The 14,202-nt window shown below is 71.5% G+C and carries 12 protein-coding genes and 1 pseudogene; 6 read left to right on the forward strand and 7 right to left on the reverse strand.

Annotated features, from left to right (window positions below; genetic code table 11):
* The first annotated feature begins 91 nt into the window (after positions 1-91).
* A complete protein-coding gene (locus ABD198_RS14990; RefSeq protein WP_344001310.1) occupies positions 92-1,477 on the forward strand; it encodes an FAD-binding oxidoreductase in 1,386 nt (461 codons plus the stop codon).
* Positions 1,478-1,590: 113 nt separating this feature from the next.
* Here ABD198_RS14990 and ABD198_RS14995 read toward each other — a convergent pair whose 3' ends face one another.
* The 3 genes from ABD198_RS14995 to ABD198_RS15005 are packed head-to-tail and all read right to left on the reverse strand — an operon-like array spanning position 1,591 to position 4,961.
* The gene (locus ABD198_RS14995; protein ID WP_344001312.1) at positions 1,591-2,340 is read right to left on the reverse strand and encodes a succinate dehydrogenase/fumarate reductase iron-sulfur subunit; all 750 of its coding nucleotides are present in this window, start codon (positions 2,338-2,340) and stop codon (positions 1,591-1,593) included.
* Positions 2,337-4,286: a fumarate reductase/succinate dehydrogenase flavoprotein subunit gene (locus ABD198_RS15000; protein ID WP_344001314.1), complete on the reverse strand. Its 1,950-nt coding sequence runs from the start codon at positions 4,284-4,286 to the stop codon at positions 2,337-2,339. The genes ABD198_RS14995 and ABD198_RS15000 overlap by 4 nt, the downstream gene beginning before the upstream one ends.
* Before the next feature lie 3 nt (positions 4,287-4,289).
* On the reverse strand, positions 4,290-4,961 hold the full coding sequence (locus ABD198_RS15005) for a succinate dehydrogenase (RefSeq protein ID WP_344001316.1): 672 nt from the start codon (positions 4,959-4,961) through the stop codon (positions 4,290-4,292).
* A 132-nt stretch (positions 4,962-5,093) separates the two neighbouring features.
* Between ABD198_RS15005 and ABD198_RS15010 the strand changes: the two genes are divergently transcribed.
* Positions 5,094-5,978 carry a LysR family transcriptional regulator gene (locus tag ABD198_RS15010; RefSeq protein WP_344001318.1) on the forward strand — a complete coding sequence of 295 codons (885 nt, stop codon included), beginning with the start codon at positions 5,094-5,096 and terminating at the stop codon, positions 5,976-5,978.
* Between the two features lie 29 nt (positions 5,979-6,007).
* Here ABD198_RS15010 and ABD198_RS15015 read toward each other — a convergent pair whose 3' ends face one another.
* The 3 genes from ABD198_RS15015 to ABD198_RS15025 all read right to left on the reverse strand — a co-directional run bounded on the left by ABD198_RS15015 (position 6,008) and on the right by ABD198_RS15025 (position 10,162).
* Entirely contained in the window at positions 6,008-8,152 is a 2,145-nt protein-coding gene (locus ABD198_RS15015; protein WP_344001320.1) for a putative bifunctional diguanylate cyclase/phosphodiesterase, read from the reverse strand.
* Positions 8,149-8,961: an SAM-dependent methyltransferase gene (locus ABD198_RS15020; RefSeq protein ID WP_344001322.1), complete on the reverse strand. Its 813-nt coding sequence runs from the start codon at positions 8,959-8,961 to the stop codon at positions 8,149-8,151. Before ABD198_RS15020 ends, ABD198_RS15015 begins: the two co-directional genes overlap by 4 nt.
* 277 nt (positions 8,962-9,238) lie before the next feature.
* Positions 9,239-10,162, reverse strand: coding sequence for an SCO0930 family lipoprotein (locus ABD198_RS15025; protein WP_344001360.1), 924 nt, complete (start codon positions 10,160-10,162; stop codon positions 9,239-9,241).
* A gap of 259 nt (positions 10,163-10,421) precedes the next feature.
* Here ABD198_RS15025 and ABD198_RS15030 point away from each other — a divergent pair, with 259 nt between their 5' ends.
* The 3 genes and pseudogenes from ABD198_RS15030 (at position 10,422) to ABD198_RS15040 (ending at position 12,615) form a co-directional block, all read left to right on the forward strand.
* Complete coding sequence (locus tag ABD198_RS15030; protein ID WP_344001324.1) at positions 10,422-11,009, forward strand: hypothetical protein; 588 nt, start codon at positions 10,422-10,424, stop codon at positions 11,007-11,009.
* A gap of 54 nt (positions 11,010-11,063) precedes the next feature.
* Positions 11,064-11,792 (forward strand): annotated as a pseudogene (locus ABD198_RS15035) (bestrophin-like domain).
* 196 nt (positions 11,793-11,988) lie between these two features.
* Entirely contained in the window at positions 11,989-12,615 is a 627-nt protein-coding gene (locus ABD198_RS15040; RefSeq protein ID WP_344001326.1) for a hypothetical protein, read from the forward strand.
* Between the two features lie 75 nt (positions 12,616-12,690).
* Here the strand turns inward: ABD198_RS15040 and ABD198_RS15045 are convergent, their stop codons facing one another.
* Positions 12,691-13,188, reverse strand: coding sequence for a hypothetical protein (locus ABD198_RS15045; RefSeq protein WP_344001328.1), 498 nt, complete (start codon positions 13,186-13,188; stop codon positions 12,691-12,693).
* Positions 13,189-13,521: 333 nt separating this feature from the next.
* Between ABD198_RS15045 and ABD198_RS15050 the strand changes: the two genes are divergently transcribed.
* Positions 13,522-14,190 carry a class F sortase gene (locus ABD198_RS15050; protein ID WP_344001330.1) on the forward strand — a complete coding sequence of 223 codons (669 nt, stop codon included), beginning with the start codon at positions 13,522-13,524 and terminating at the stop codon, positions 14,188-14,190.
* The last annotated feature ends 12 nt before the right edge of the window (positions 14,191-14,202 follow it).

Here is a 14,202-nt window from a genome sequence, read left to right on the forward strand (position 1 = left end):
TGAGCCGTTCCCCCGATGAGACGGGGCCGCCCCCGCGCGTACACCGGTGGTGTGAGTTCTTCCGATCCGGAGACGAGAGCGGGTGACGGCCATGACCATCTCGGTGCCGGCCGTGGACGACCGGCTGGCGGATCGGCTGCGCGACGCCGTGCACGGTGAGATCGTGCGGCCCCGCGACCCCGGCTACGACGAGGCACGCCGGGTGTACAACGCCATGCACGACAAACGCCCCGCGCTGGTGGTGCGGGCCGCCGACGCCGGAGACGTCGTCGCCACCGTGGGCCTGGCCCGTGAGGAGGGGCTGCCGCTGGCGGTGCGGGGCGGCAGCCACAGCGTCGCCGGCTACGGCACCTGCGACGACGGCGTGGTGCTCGACCTCGGCCGGATGCGCGGGATCCGGGTCGATCCCGACGCGCGCACCGCCCGGGTCGAGGGCGGCGCCACCTGGGCGGACGTCAACCACGCCACGCACGCCTTCGGGCTGGCCACCACCGGCGGCATCGTCTCCACCACCGGGGTGGGCGGGCTGACCACCGGCGGGGGCATGGGCCATCTGTCCCGGCGGTGCGGCCTGGCCTGCGACAACCTCGAGTCGGTGGACCTGGTGACGGCCGACGGCTCCTTCCTGACCTGCACGCCGGAGCGGAACGCCGATCTGCTGTGGGCGGTGCGCGGAGGCGGCGGCAACTTCGGCGTGGTCACCTCCTTCAGCTTCCGGCTGCATCCCGTGGCGGACATCCTCGGCGGAGCGACGTTCTATCCGCTGGACACCGAGGTGCTGCGCCGCTACCGGGAGCTGGTGGCCGACTCGCCCGAGAATCTCGGCTCGGTGCTGGTCGTGGGACTGGGACCGCCGGTGCCGTTCCTGCCCGCACACTGGCACGGGCGTCCGCTGTGCGGGGTGGTCACCTGCTTCAGCGGACCCGAGGAGGACGACGACGAGATCCGCGCCCGCCTGGCCGCACTGGGCCCCATTCTGGGACAGCATGTGGACCGTATCCCGTATCCGGTGGTCAACACGCTCTTCGACGAGCTGGTGCCGGCCGGGCTGTTCCACTACTGGAAGGGTTCCTTCACCCGGGGCCTGCCGGACGGCGCGCTCGACGCGTTCGTGGAGTACGGCGCCACCACGCCGTCCGTGCAGAGCGTGACGGCCGTCTTCCCGCTGGACGGGGCCTGCCACCGGGTGGCGCCGCGGGACACCGCCTTCTCCTTCCGGGACGCCGACTACTCGGTCGCGCTCAGCCCGACACTCGCCACCGCCGAGGACTGCGAGGCGCACAAGCCGTGGGTGCGGGCCTTCCACAGGGCGCTGGAACCGCATTCCCTGGGCGGCGGCTATGTCAACTTCATGGACGGTGACGACCAGGACCGCGTCGCCGCCAACTACCGGGACAACCACGCCCGGCTGACCGCGCTGAAGCGGCGCTACGACCCCGGGAATCTGTTCCGCCTCAACCACAACATCGCGCCCTGAACGCCCCGGGAATCCAGACGGGGCCGGGATGAGCACCACACCCGGCCCCGCCCGTCCGCACCGTTCGGCGAACGTCTGTGGTCAGCCGCCGCGGCGGCCCGCCGGCTTCCGGGTCACCGCTTGCCGGCCTTGCGGGTGGCGCGCAGCCACTCCTTGTTCATGCTGGTGATGGACGTCAGCGGGATGCCCTTGGGGCAGGCGGTGGCGCACTCCCCGGTGAGGGTGCAGCCGCCGAAGCCCTCCTCGTCCATCTGCGCCACCATGTCCAGCACGCGGGTCTCCCGCTCCGGGGCGCCCTGCGGCAGCACATTGAGGTGGTTGATCTTGGCCGAGGTGAACAGCATCGCCGCGCCGTTGGGGCAGGCGGCCACGCAGGCGCCGCAGCCGATGCACTCGGCGTGCTCGAAGGCGTAGTCGGCGTCCGGCTTGGGCACCGGGGTGGCGTGCGCCTCCGGCGCGGAGCCGGTCGGTGCCGTGATGTAGCCGCCGGCCTGGATGATCCGGTCGAACGCCGACCGGTCCACCACCAGGTCCTTGATCACCGGGAAGGCGGCGGCCCGCCACGGCTCGATGTCGATGGTGTCGCCGTCCTTGAAGGCCCTCATGTGCAGCTGGCACGTGGTGGTCCGCTCGGGGCCGTGCGCCTCGCCGTTGATGACCAGTGAGCAGGCGCCGCAGATGCCCTCGCGGCAGTCGTGGTCGAAGGCCACGGGGTCCTCACCGCGCAGGATGAGTTCCTCGTTGAGCGTGTCGAGCATCTCCAGGAACGACATGTCGGGCGAGATGCCGTCCACCTCGTACGTGGACATGGCACCTTCGGCGTCGGCGTTCTTCTGCCGCCAGACGCGCAGGGTGAGCTTCATGCGTAGCTCCGCTGAGTGGGGTGGACGTACTCGAAGACCAGGTCTTCCTTGTGCAGGACGGGGGCGGAGCCCGTGGCGGTGAACTCCCAGGCGGCCGCGTAGGCGAACTCGTCGTCCTTGCGGGCCGCCTCGCCGTCGGGTGTCTGGGACTCCTCCCGGAAGTGGCCGCCGCAGGACTCCGTGCGGTGCAGCGCGTCGAGGCACATCAGCTCGGCGAGCTCCAGGTAGTCCACGATGCGGTTGGCCTTCTCCAGCGACTGGTTGAACTCCTCGCCGGTGCCGGGGACCTTGATGCGCCGCCAGAACTCCTCGCGGATCTGCGGGATGCGCTCCAGGGCCTTGCGCAGGCCGGTGTCGTTGCGCGCCATGCCGCAGAACTCCCACATCAGCTCGCCGAGTTCGCGGTGGAAGGAGTCCGGCGTGCGGTCGCCGTCGACGGCGAGCAGCCTGCGCAGCCGCTCCTCGGTCTCGGAGACGACCTCGCGGACCACGGGGTGCGAGGCGTCGACGTCGTCCTTGTGCGGGTTGCGCGCCAGGTAGTCGTTGATGGTGGCGGGCAGCACGAAGTAGCCGTCGGCCAGGCCCTGCATCAGCGCGGACGCGCCGAGCCGGTTGGCGCCGTGGTCGGAGAAGTTGGCCTCGCCGATGGCGAACAGGCCCGGGATGGTGGTCTGCAGGTCGTAGTCGACCCACAGGCCGCCCATCGTGTAGTGCACGGCGGGGTAGATCCGCATCGGCACCTCGTACGGATCCTCGTCGGTGATCCGCTGGTACATGTCGAAGAGGTTGCCGTACTTGGCCTCGACCGCCTTGCGGCCCATGCGCTTGATGGCGTCGGCGAAGTCCAGGTAGACGCCCTGACCGCCGGGGCCCACTCCCCTGCCCTCGTCGCAGACGTTCTTCGCGGCGCGGGAGGCGATGTCCCGGGGGACCAGGTTGCCGAAGGACGGGTAGATGCGCTCCAGGTAGTAGTCGCGCTCGTCCTCGGGGATCTGGTTCGGCGGCCGGGTGTCGCCCTTGGCCTTGGGCACCCAGATGCGGCCGTCGTTGCGCAGCGACTCGCTCATCAGGGTGAGCTTGGACTGGTGGTCGCCGGTGCGCGGGATGCAGGTGGGGTGGATCTGGGTGAAGCAGGGGTTGGCGAAGTAGGCGCCGCGCCGGTGCGCCCGCCAGATGGCGGTCGCGTTGGAGTTCATGGCGTTCGTCGACAGGTAGAAGACGTTGCCGTACCCGCCGCTGGCCAGGACGACGGCGTCCGCGAAGTAGGTGTCGATCTTCCCGGTGATCAGGTCCCGGGCGACGATGCCGCGGGCGCGTCCGTCGATGACGATCAGGTCGAGCATCTCGGTGCGCGGGTGCATCTCCACCTGGCCCGCGGCGATCTGCCGGCTGAGGGCCTGGTAGGCGCCGAGGAGGAGCTGCTGGCCCGTCTGGCCGCGGGCGTAGAAGGTGCGGGAGACCTGGACGCCGCCGAAGGAGCGGGTGTCCAGCAGGCCGCCGTACTCGCGGGCGAAGGGCACGCCCTGGGCCACGCACTGGTCGATGATCTCGACGGAGATCTGCGCCAGGCGGTGCACATTGGACTCGCGGGCGCGGAAATCGCCGCCCTTGACGGTGTCGTAGAACAGGCGGTGGATCGAGTCGCCGTCGTTGCGGTAGTTCTTGGCGGCGTTGATGCCGCCCTGCGCGGCGATGGAGTGGGCGCGGCGCGGGGAGTCCTGGTAGCAGAACTGGATGACCTTGTAGCCCTGTTCGGCGAGGGTGGCGCCGGCCGAGCCGCCCGCGAGGCCGGTGCCCACCACGATGATGGTGTGCTTGCGCCGGTTGGCGGGGTTGACCAGCTTGGCCTCGAAGCGGCGCTTGTCCCAGCGCTCGTGGATGGGGCCGGCGGGGGCCTTGGTGTCGGCGACCGGCTCGCCGGTCGTGTAGTCGGCGTAGGAAGTCATGGGTCAGTTCACCACTCCGGTCATGACGCCCACGGGCACGGCGACGAAGCCGGCCGTGAGCAGCAGCGCGAGGACGTTGGCGACGGTCTTCAGGGCGCGGTCGCGGGTGCGGCTGCCGACGCCGAGGGTCTGGGCGGCGGCCCAGAAGCCGTGCCGGATGTGCAGGCCGACGGCGAGCATCGCGACGATGTAGATGGCGTTGCCGTACCAGGTGGAGAAGGTGTCCACGACGTTCTGGTAGGGCTTGCCGCTCTCGAAGCCGCCGGAGTGCACGGTGCCGGTGGTCAGGTCGAGGATGTGCCAGAGGATGAACAGACCGAGGATGATCCCGCCCCAGCGCATGGTGCGCGTCGCATAGCTGGCCCGGGGCTTGCTGTGCACGTACTTGCTCGGGCGCGCCTTGATGTCGCGGCGGCTGAGCTGGTACGCGGAGACGGCGTGCGCGACGACGGCGAGGACGAGGACGACGCGGACGAGCCAGAGCGTCCACTCGTAGTGCATGAAGGGCTCGCCGATGGTGCGCAGCCAGTGAGCGTAGTGGTTGAACTCGCCCGCCCCGAAGAAGATCTTCAGATTGCCGAGCATGTGGACGACCAGGTACAGCAGCATGATCAGTCCACTGACCGCCATCACGGTCTTCTTGCCGACGGTCGAGTCCCACACGGTGCGTGCCATGGACGGCCGTCGGTCCGTCCGCGTTGCCAGAGCCATGTCATCAGACGCTAGGGCCGAAAGGCCCTATCAGTCCAAGACATGGTACAGCTCGTTCCGATAGGCACTGCCTATGGAAGGGCTACGATGGCGGGCATGCAGTTCCAGCAGCTCCAGTACTTCGTGGCGGTCGCCGAGACCCGGCACTTCACACGGGCGGCCGAGGCGGTGCATGTGGCGCAGCCGTCGCTGTCGCAGCAGATCAAGGCGCTGGAGCGGGAGCTGGGCGCGGATCTGTTCCTGCGCGCGCGGGGCAACATCACGCTGACCGACGCGGGTGAGGCGCTGCTGCCGCTGGCCCGGCGGATCCTGGCCGACGCGGAGACCGCCCGGCACGAGGTGCAGGAGCTGGTGCAGCTGCGCAGCGGGCGGGTGCGGCTGGGGGCGACGCCGAGTCTGTGCACGGGTCTGCTGCCGGATGTGCTGCGGGCCTTCCACGACCGCTATCCGGGCATCCGGCTGCTGATCGAGGAGAGCGGTTCGCACGATCTGGTGCGCGAGCTGGCGCGCGGTGCGCTGGACCTGGCGCTGGTGGTGCTGCCGCTGCCGACGCCGTCACCGGCGCTGACCACCGTGGAGCTGCTGCGGGAGGACCTGGTGGTGGTGTCCTCCCCGGACGCGCCCAGGCCGGGCCGGGGCCGGCGCTCGGTGCGCATCGCCGACCTGGAGGGCGAGCGCCTTGTGATGTTCCGCCACGGCTACGACCTGCGCGAGCTGACCGTCGCGGCGTGCCGCTCGGCCGGCTTCGAGCCGTCCTTCGCGGTGGAGGGCGGCGAGATGGACGCGGTGCTGGGATTCGTCCGGGCCGGTCTGGGCATCGCCGTGGTGCCGCGCATGGTCGCCTCCCGCGCCGGGCGCGGGCTGCGGGTCACCCCGCTGGCGCGGCCGGGACTGCATCGCACCATCGCCCTGGCGCACCGCAGCGACGTGGCCCCGCCGCGGGCCGCACGCGAGCTGCAGCGGATGCTCCTGGAGCGGTGAATCCCCGCCGATGCCGCCGGGGACGCCTTTCAGGAGGTCGCGTCCGCCAGGGTCAGCTCGTGCAGCCGCTCGGGGGGACCCGGCCGGGCGTAGTACCAGCCCTGGGCCGTGTCGCACCCCAGTATCCGCAGCTGCTCGGCCTGGGCCCCGGTCTCCACGCCCTCCACGGTGACCGCGAGGTCGAGGCTGTGGGCGAGGGAGACGATGCCCTCCACGATCTTCAGGTCGACCGGGTCGGCCGGGAACTGCTGCATGCTCTGGGTGAAGGAGCGGTCCAGCTTGAGCACTCTCACCGGCAGGCGGCGCAGATTGGCGAGGTTGGAGTAGCCGGTGCCGAAGTCGTCCAGGGCGATGTCGACTCCCATCTCGGCCAGCCGGCGCAGCGGTTTGAGCAGGTCGTCGTCGGCGCCGATCAGGGCGGACTCGGTGACCTCCAGGCACAGGGCGCTCGGCTCCACGCCGGTGCGTTCCAGGATCTCGACAGTGTCCTGCACCAGTCCGGGGTGGGTGAGCTGGCAGGGCGAGAGGTTGACGTTGATGCGGAGCGGACCGGTGGCCTCGGTGCCGCCGTTGCGCTCCTGCCAGGCGCGGGCCTGGCGCACCGACTGCTCCAGCACCCAGCGGCCGAGCGGCACGATCAGACCGGTGTGCTCGGCGAGCGGGATGAACCGGTCCGGGGAGAGCACGCCGTGCTGCGGGTGCAGCCAGCGCACCAGGGCCTCGGCGCCGCGCACACTGCCGTCGCCGAGGTGCACCAGCGGCTGGTACTCGATGAAGAACTCGCCGCGTTCCAGGGCGGTGGGCAGCGCCGTGGTCAGCCCGTGCCGGGTGATGGCGCGGGCGTCGGCCTCCGGGTCGGCGACCTCGAAGCGGTTGCCGCCCGCGGACTTGGCCCGGTACATGGTGATGTCCGCGCTGCGCAGCACCTCCGCCGCGCTGCGCTCCCCCGCGGGCCCCTCGACGATGCCGATGCTGCCGCGGACGGTCAGTTCCCGGCCGTCGATGCTGATGGGGGCGAGCAGCGCGTTCATGATGCGGGCGGCGAGCTCGTCGACCTTGCGCCGGGTGTCGGGGCCGGTGGTCAGCGCGACGAACTCGTCGCCGCCGAGCCGGGCGACCATCTCGCCGGGCGCGGTGGCGCAGGACTGGAGCCGGTCGGCGACCTCGACCAGCAGCCGGTCGCCGGCCGCGTGGCCGAGGCTGTCGTTGACGGTCTTGAAGCCGTCCAGGTCGAGGTAGCACAGCCCGAAGCGCTGGCCCTCGCCGGCGGCCAGCGCCTTCTCCAGCCGCTCGAAGAAGAAGGTGCGGTTGGGCAGGCCGGTGAGCGCGTCGTGGGTGGCCTCGTAGCGCAGCCGCAGATTGAGCAGCCGGCGCTCGGTGGTGTCCTCCATGAGGGCCAGCTGGTACTGCGGGTTGCCGTCGGCGTCCCGCAGCAGGGAGACCGTCAGATTGGTCCACAGGACCGTTCCGTCAGGCCGGTAGAAGGCCTTCTCCACGTGGTAGTGGTCGCGTTCTCCGCGCACCAGCTCCTCGTAGAGCTTCCAGACCTGCGGGGCGTCGTCGGGGTGGGTCCACTGCAGGACGTTGCGGCCGCGCAGCGCCTGCTCGGACTGCCCGAACATGCGCAGCAGCGCCCCGTTGACCTGGAGCACGTTGCCCTCGAGGTCGGCGATGCCGATCCCTATGGCCGCGCCCTCGAACACCGCGCGGAACCGGGCCTCGGTGGCGTGCAGGGCCTGCGCCACCACGCCCTGGGCGCGCAACGCGGCCTGGGCGATGGCCTCCTGCTCGGCCAGGGTCCGCCGGCGCAGCGCCTCCGCGAAGCCGGCGGCCAGGGCGTGCTGCAGCCGGGCGCAGCGCGCCCGCAGGTCCTCGCAGTCCCCGTCGCCGCCGCAGTAGAGCACCAGGTAGGAGTCCAGGCAGTCCAGGGTGCGGCTGAGGGCGTCCGGGTCGGTGCAGTGCGCCTCCACCAGGGCGGCGCCGGCCGTCCGGCCGGCCTCCGGGTCGAACACCCGGGCGTGCAGCGCCTCGCCCAACCGCCGTGCCGCCGGGAGCAGTTGCTCCTCCAGCTCGGCCCGGGTCGACGACGTCGAGGTCACCGGGAAGACCGCCCGGCTCCAGATGGTCGTGAACCGGCGCAGTCTGTCCTCCGGCCCGTCCGGCTGTGCGCTCACGCCTTGCGCCCCACGCCCGCGAACCCGGAGAACGCGAACGGATCCTCGTCCTCCGGCGGGGAGTCCGGCCTCCAGCGCGGCGGCGGCACAAGTCCCGGTTCCACCATGTCGTACCCCTCGAAGAACCGCGCGATCTCCTCGCGCGAGCGCATGATCAGCGGATTGCGGATGGCCTTGTAGACGTCCACCGCTCCCCCGGCCCGCTCCGGCGGCAGCGGAATGCCCTCGTAGGAGGCATGGGTGAGCACGAGCATGCTGCCGGGCGCGAGGGCCTCGCGCAGTTCGGCCACCGCCGAGTACGGGTCGTCCGCGTCTTCCACGAAGTGCAGTATGGCAACGAGAAGCAGCGCGACTGGCCGATTCAGGTCGATCAGCCGGTGCACCTCGGAGCTTTCGAGGATCTCGCGGGGCTTGCGGAGGTCCGCGGCGAGGATGTCCGCGTTGTCGTTTCCCTCCAACACCGCCTGGCTGTGGGCCACGGCGACCGGGTCGTGGTCGACGTACATCACCCGCGCCCGCGGATCGGCCTCCTGCGCCACCTCGTGCACATTGCCGAAGGTGGGGATTCCGGAGCCGATGTCCAGGAACTGGGTGATGCCCTCGCCGACGGCGTACCGCACCGCCCGCCGCATGAACGCCCGGTTCGCCTGCATGACCTTGGGCAGTCCCGGCATGAACTCCATGGCCCGGCGGGCCGCTTGCCGGTCGACCTCGAAGTTGTGCGATCCGCCCAGGTAGTAGTCGTACATCCGGGCAACGCTCGGCACCGTGATGTCGATGCTCCGTGGGGCCCAGGCGGGGCGCTCCATGTATCACTCCAAGGCGTAGGCGAGCCGGTGTTCGACAGGAGGCTACTGATCGCCCGCCCGGGCGGCGACCAGAACCGGAAATCGACCGTCCGTTCCCGGTCACTGCCAGCGGCACGTGCGTGTACTGAATGCCGGATCAGTACGCAGAATCCGGTCATTCGGCCGTTCCGCCGCTTTCACCGCCCTACTCGGCAAAACGGCCCGCCCCCCGCGCTCGATGCGCGGGGGGCGGGCCGTGGCCGGGGGCGCCGGAGTGGACGACACCCTGGGGAGGTTGCTACTTCTCCTGCGCTCCGACCGGCTTTCCGTCGGGCCGTACGGCGTACCAGGTGCCGCCGACGCCCTGACCGTTGGTGTCGCCGGGCTTCTTGTCACCGGCGAAGGTGTAGATGGGCCAGCAGTTGATGGTCTGCTGGTCGGCGCCGTCGGGCCGGGTGAAGGTCATGTAGCCCTTCTTCTGGATGCCCTTGGTGTCCTCGAAAGGCACCGGCGAGACCACCGGCCACTTCTGCAGGCACTCGCCCTTGCACGCGGAGACGGGCTTCGGCCAGGCCTCGTCCTTCATGAAGCGGTAGACCGTCATGCCGTTCTTGTCGACGACGATCTCACCGAGCTTCGGGTCCTTGCGGGTGGACAGGCCGAACTGCTCGGCCGCCTGCGCCTTCTTGCCCTCGGGGTTCAGCGCGTACCACTTGCCGCCCACGCCCTGGCCCTTGACGTCACCGGCGTTGATGTCCTTGACGTAGCGGTAGGCGGGCCAGCCGCCGATGGTGAGCTGCTTGGTGCCGTCGGCACGTGTCACCTCGCCGAGGAGGGACTTGTCGATTCCCTCGCCGGCCGTGGCGTCGTCGGCGGGCACCGGCGGCCAGGTCTTGGCGCAGTCGCCGTCGCAGTTGGACTTGGGCGGCTCGGCGACGTCCTGGTCGAAGCGGTACAGGGTGCGGCCGAGACCGTCGGTCACCACCTTGCCGAGCTCCGCGTTGGCCGACACCGTCAGCTTGCCGGCGGAGTTGTCCGGCGCGGTCGAGGCCTCGGCCGTGCCGCCGGGGGCCTTTCCGGCCCCGGCGTAGTCACCGGATCCGGCCGCGCCCACGTTCTGGCTGCTGGCCGGCGGCGGAGCATCCTGACCGCAGGCCGTCGTCAGGGCCAGCACCGCCGCTGCGCTCGCCACGAGCGAGGCGGTCCGCCAGGAGGTCTTCATCGTCAACTCCACATCATCGCAAGGGTGTTGTGTTGCAGCGCCCTGCTGTGCCGCCGCTCGACGATGAGTACGCACCGAAGCACCTGTTGTGTTCAACGCGACGCCATTTTCTTTTGAGGCGCGAGTGCTCGGCTCCCCGGGAGCCCCCTGCCCTGCTCCTGGAGAGCCCCCTGCCCCTCTCCGGCGACATTCCCTGATTCGGGGGCAATCCTGACGCACTCCGGCGTGGCCCGGTCCGGCTCGACTCATGATCCTCGCCGTGCAAGCACTCGTACCGACCCGATCCGCGCTCGCCGCACGGGCGTTGGCCGCGGCCGCGCTGGTCTGGGCGCTGCTGGGTGCGCCGGGCGCGGCGATGGCCGACGCCTGCGCGTACGCCTCGACGGGGCCGGAGGGCACCGAGGCGGTGGCGGTCGCGGGCAGCCTGACCTGGCCGGTCCCGCCGTGCTCCCCACCGTCGTCCCCCACGCCCACCCCGACACCCACCCCCACACCGTCACCGCCCCCTCCTGCGCCGCCCTCGCCCGAGCTCACGCCCACGAAGGCCCCGCCACCGCCGAGACCCAGCCCCACGCCGACGCCCACTCCTCCGCCCCCGCCCGCGGCCCGCCCGGCGCCACCCCTGCCCAGCCCGACCCCCACACCACGACCCACGCCGCCCCCGCCCCCGGCGCCCACCCCGCCGGCCAAACCCAAGCCCCGCCCGTCCGTGACGCCGGTGCACTATCCGCCGCACCGCCCGGCCAGACCCACCCGGCCCTCCCGCGGTGCCACCTCGCCGCTGACCTTCGTCCTGCTGATCACGGCGCCCGCGGCGGTCGCCGTGGCCGCCCTGCGTCCCCGCTGATCCCGACCGACTCTGGAGGATCCCTTGCCGGAATGGCTTGTTCTCACCCTCGCGATGCTGGCCGCCGGTCTCGTGGTGGTCGTCATCACCGTCGTACGGCACCGCAGGGCGGCCGACGTCGAGGACACCAGCGAAACCCCGGACGTCATCGAGTACATGACGATGTGGATCGGCGTGGTGTACGCCATCGTCCTGGGCCTCGCCATCGCGGGGGTCTGGGAGGGCCGCAGCGCCGCGCAGGACCATGTGCGGGCGGAGGCCGCGGCGCTGCACGAGATCAAGGAGCGGGTACGGGTCTACCCGGCCGAGGTCCGCGACCGCATCCGTGACGACGTCGACGCCTGCGTCGAGCACGTACTCACCACGGAGTGGCGCAGCATGGCCGACAAGGGCGAGGTGACGGAGCGCGGCGCCGAACTCCTGGACCGGCTGCGCCGCGACGTCACCGACTACGAGCCACGCACCGACTTCGAGGCCCAGGCCTACCAGCCCCTGGTGGACCAGGTCACCGCGGCCGACCAGGCACGCACCGCCCGCGCGGAGTCGACCGGCAACACCATGCCGGGCGTGGTGTGGTTCGGCCTCCTCACCGGAGCCGTGGTCACCATCGGCATGATCTTCGCCCTCCAGATCCGCCGCACCGGCCGCGAACTCATCCTCGCCGGCGTGTTCTCGGCCCTGATCGCGTTCCTCCTCTACCTCATCTAAGACTTCGACGCCCCGTACAGCAGAGACGCGGCGGAGTCCGCGGAACCGTTCCGCTACCTGTTCCCGCACATCTGAGCCCCTGACACGCATCCCGCCGGGAGGGCGGGCGCCGCGCCATGCGTGTCGCCCGGGTGGATCAAGGGTGTGACCCGTTCGCTCTACTGCGATCGCGCGCCGGGGCGCGGGTTCCTAGCGTTTCGGGCATCGAGGCGCTTTCACGGCGTGAGCGGAACAGGTCCGCAGCCGCTCCTCGGAACCCGGAGGATTCACCATGCACGCGATACGCGTCGCTTCCGCCGCGCTGGCAGGCGCCGGCGCCCTCACTTTCGCCAGTGCACCGGTCGCCGGTGCCGAGACGGCCGCCGGTGCCCCGCCGGCGGCCGTCTCGTACGTCGGACGGGCCCCGGCCCTGGACGGCGGCATCACGCCGTTCGGTTTCGAGGTGAAGCCGAACATCGTGGAGCCGGGTGACACGGTGGGGTTGCGGGTGGAGCGGGACGACGGGGGGTGCAGAGGGCCGGCGAGGGTCTCCTCGGCGGTGTTCGACACGGTCACCATCCCGCCGCAGCGGTCGACGGCGATGGCCGTGGTGGACCGGGATGCGCGGGTCGGGGCGGAGTACCGGGTGGAGTTCACGTGTGACGGCGCCACCGGGAGCACGGTGCTGACCGTGGTCGGCGGTACGCCGGTGCCGCTGCCCTCTCCGATCGACGAGGAGCCCGGACGGCACTCCGAGGGGTACCACGGCCGCCACCCCAGGGGTGTGCACGCCGGCGAGGGCGGCACGCTCGCCGGGATCGACCTCGGCAGGGTGGGTCTGGGCGCGGTGTTCGTCACGGGGGCGCTCGGGGTGGCGTACCGGCTGTCCCGGCGCGGGCGCACCGAGGACGGCGGCTGACGGCAAGGCTGCGCCCCGGAACCGCACCGGGGTTCCGGGGCGAGGCCCACGTGCGCGGCGCGGCCCGACGGCGCCTCAGATCCGCTTCTCGGCCCGGCGGCGCATCCAGAAGAAGCCGCCGCCGGCCAGCGCGGCGGCCACCAGGGCACCGCCGATGGCGATGTCGGTCGGGGTCGCTCCGGTGGTGCTGGAGCCGCCGATGCCGCCGCGGACACCGCCGATGACGGTGAAGGCCGCGGGCCGGGTCAGGCTGCGGTTGGAGCACTGGACGTGGACGTCGTAACGGCCGGGCCGGGCATCGGGGTTGACGGTGGCGGTACCCCTGGCGGTGCTGCTGCGTCCGCCGATCGGGGTCAGCTCGGTCCGGTGGAAGGCCTCGGACGTGGCGTGGCCGCCGTGGGGGCAGCCGTCGGCCGTGATGGTCAGCTGGCCGCCCGCGGCGATCACGCTGGGCATCACGACGATGTTGTGCGGTCCGGGGACCTGGCCGCCGTCGGCGTGTGCGGCCGGGGCGGCGAGTCCGAGGACGGCGACGGCGGCACCGGTGGCCGCGAGGGCACGTGGATTGCGCATGTGTTCCTCCGCGGAAGGCGCCCCGGGTCCCGTCCCCGGTCGATCGGCGAGAAAGCGCCTCCCGCAACGACAGTCGGGTGCGGTGCCCCGGCCCGCATGTCGGCGATGGTCCGTCCCGGTGAGGCCGTGCCCCGTGCCCGGACCGCTTGACCGGTTATCGCCGCAGGTCACGGACCGTCAGAAGATCTTCGGCCGGCACCGCCTCGGATGGCGCATGGCCGCACGCCCCGGCCACCCGTTCGCCGCTGCCCCGTCGCCGGTTGTGCGCACGGCACTTAGCGTTTGGCCATGCGCGAGTGACGCGGCGACGGCCGTGTCGAGAGGGGAAGGCGAATGTCTGCTTTCGAGGCGGGCGAACCGGAAGAGGCGCAGCGCCCGAGGAAGCGCGCGCCGTGGGGCGCGATAGCGCTGGTGCTGCTCACCGGGCTCGCGCTCATCCGCAACGGCTCAGGGGAGTTCGACGAGGGTCCGCCGCAGCCCGCCAGCGCGGCGGCCGCCGACACCCGCTCCGGCGCCGCGATCACGGTTGGGACGGTCGCTCCGCTGCCGTTCGCGGTGCCGGACCGGGTGCTGATCCCGGCGATCAATGTGGACGCGCCGATGATCCCGGTGGGTCTGGACGCCGAGGGCTGGGTGGACGCGCCGCCGCCGGAGGACCCGAATCTGGCCGGGTGGTTCAGCGGCGCGGTCACTCCGGGCGAGAAGGGCACGGCGGTCGTCGTCGGCCATGTCGACAACCAGCAGGGCCCGGCCGTGTTCTACGGGCTCGGCGCGCTGAACAAGGGCCAGCGCGTGGAGATCCTGCGGCGGGACGGCAAGACGGCGGTGTTCGAGATCTACGGCGTCGAGGTGTTCGCCAAGAACAGCTTCCCCGGTGAGCGTGTGTACGCCTCCAAAGGCGCCCCGGAGCTGCGGGTGATCACCTGTGGCGGCGGGTTCTCCCCACTGGAGGGCTACGACGGCAATGTGGTCGCCTTCGCCCGCCTGGTCGAGGTCCGCTGAGGGCCTCGTACC

It is taken from the genome of Streptomyces thermocarboxydovorans, assembly GCF_039524635.1.
Lineage (GTDB): Bacteria > Actinomycetota > Actinomycetes > Streptomycetales > Streptomycetaceae > Streptomyces > Streptomyces thermocarboxydovorans.

Bases quoted from the DNA above. Each gene is read 5' to 3' on its own strand.
- ABD198_RS14990 (WP_344001310.1), top strand. From the start codon at position 92: ATGACCATCTCGGTGCCGGCCGTGGACGACCGGCTGGCGGATCGGCTG.
- ABD198_RS14995 (WP_344001312.1), bottom strand. From the start codon at position 2,340: ATGAAGCTCACCCTGCGCGTCTGGCGGCAGAAGAACGCCGACGCCGAA.
- ABD198_RS15000 (WP_344001314.1), bottom strand. From the start codon at position 4,286: ATGACTTCCTACGCCGACTACACGACCGGCGAGCCGGTCGCCGACACC.
- ABD198_RS15005 (WP_344001316.1), bottom strand. From the start codon at position 4,961: ATGGCACGCACCGTGTGGGACTCGACCGTCGGCAAGAAGACCGTGATG.
- ABD198_RS15010 (WP_344001318.1), top strand. From the start codon at position 5,094: ATGCAGTTCCAGCAGCTCCAGTACTTCGTGGCGGTCGCCGAGACCCGG.
- ABD198_RS15020 (WP_344001322.1), bottom strand. From the start codon at position 8,961: ATGGAGCGCCCCGCCTGGGCCCCACGGAGCATCGACATCACGGTGCCG.
- ABD198_RS15025 (WP_344001360.1), bottom strand. From the start codon at position 10,162: ATGAAGACCTCCTGGCGGACCGCCTCGCTCGTGGCGAGCGCAGCGGCG.
- ABD198_RS15040 (WP_344001326.1), top strand. From the start codon at position 11,989: ATGCACGCGATACGCGTCGCTTCCGCCGCGCTGGCAGGCGCCGGCGCC.
- ABD198_RS15045 (WP_344001328.1), bottom strand. From the start codon at position 13,188: ATGCGCAATCCACGTGCCCTCGCGGCCACCGGTGCCGCCGTCGCCGTC.
- ABD198_RS15050 (WP_344001330.1), top strand. From the start codon at position 13,522: ATGTCTGCTTTCGAGGCGGGCGAACCGGAAGAGGCGCAGCGCCCGAGG.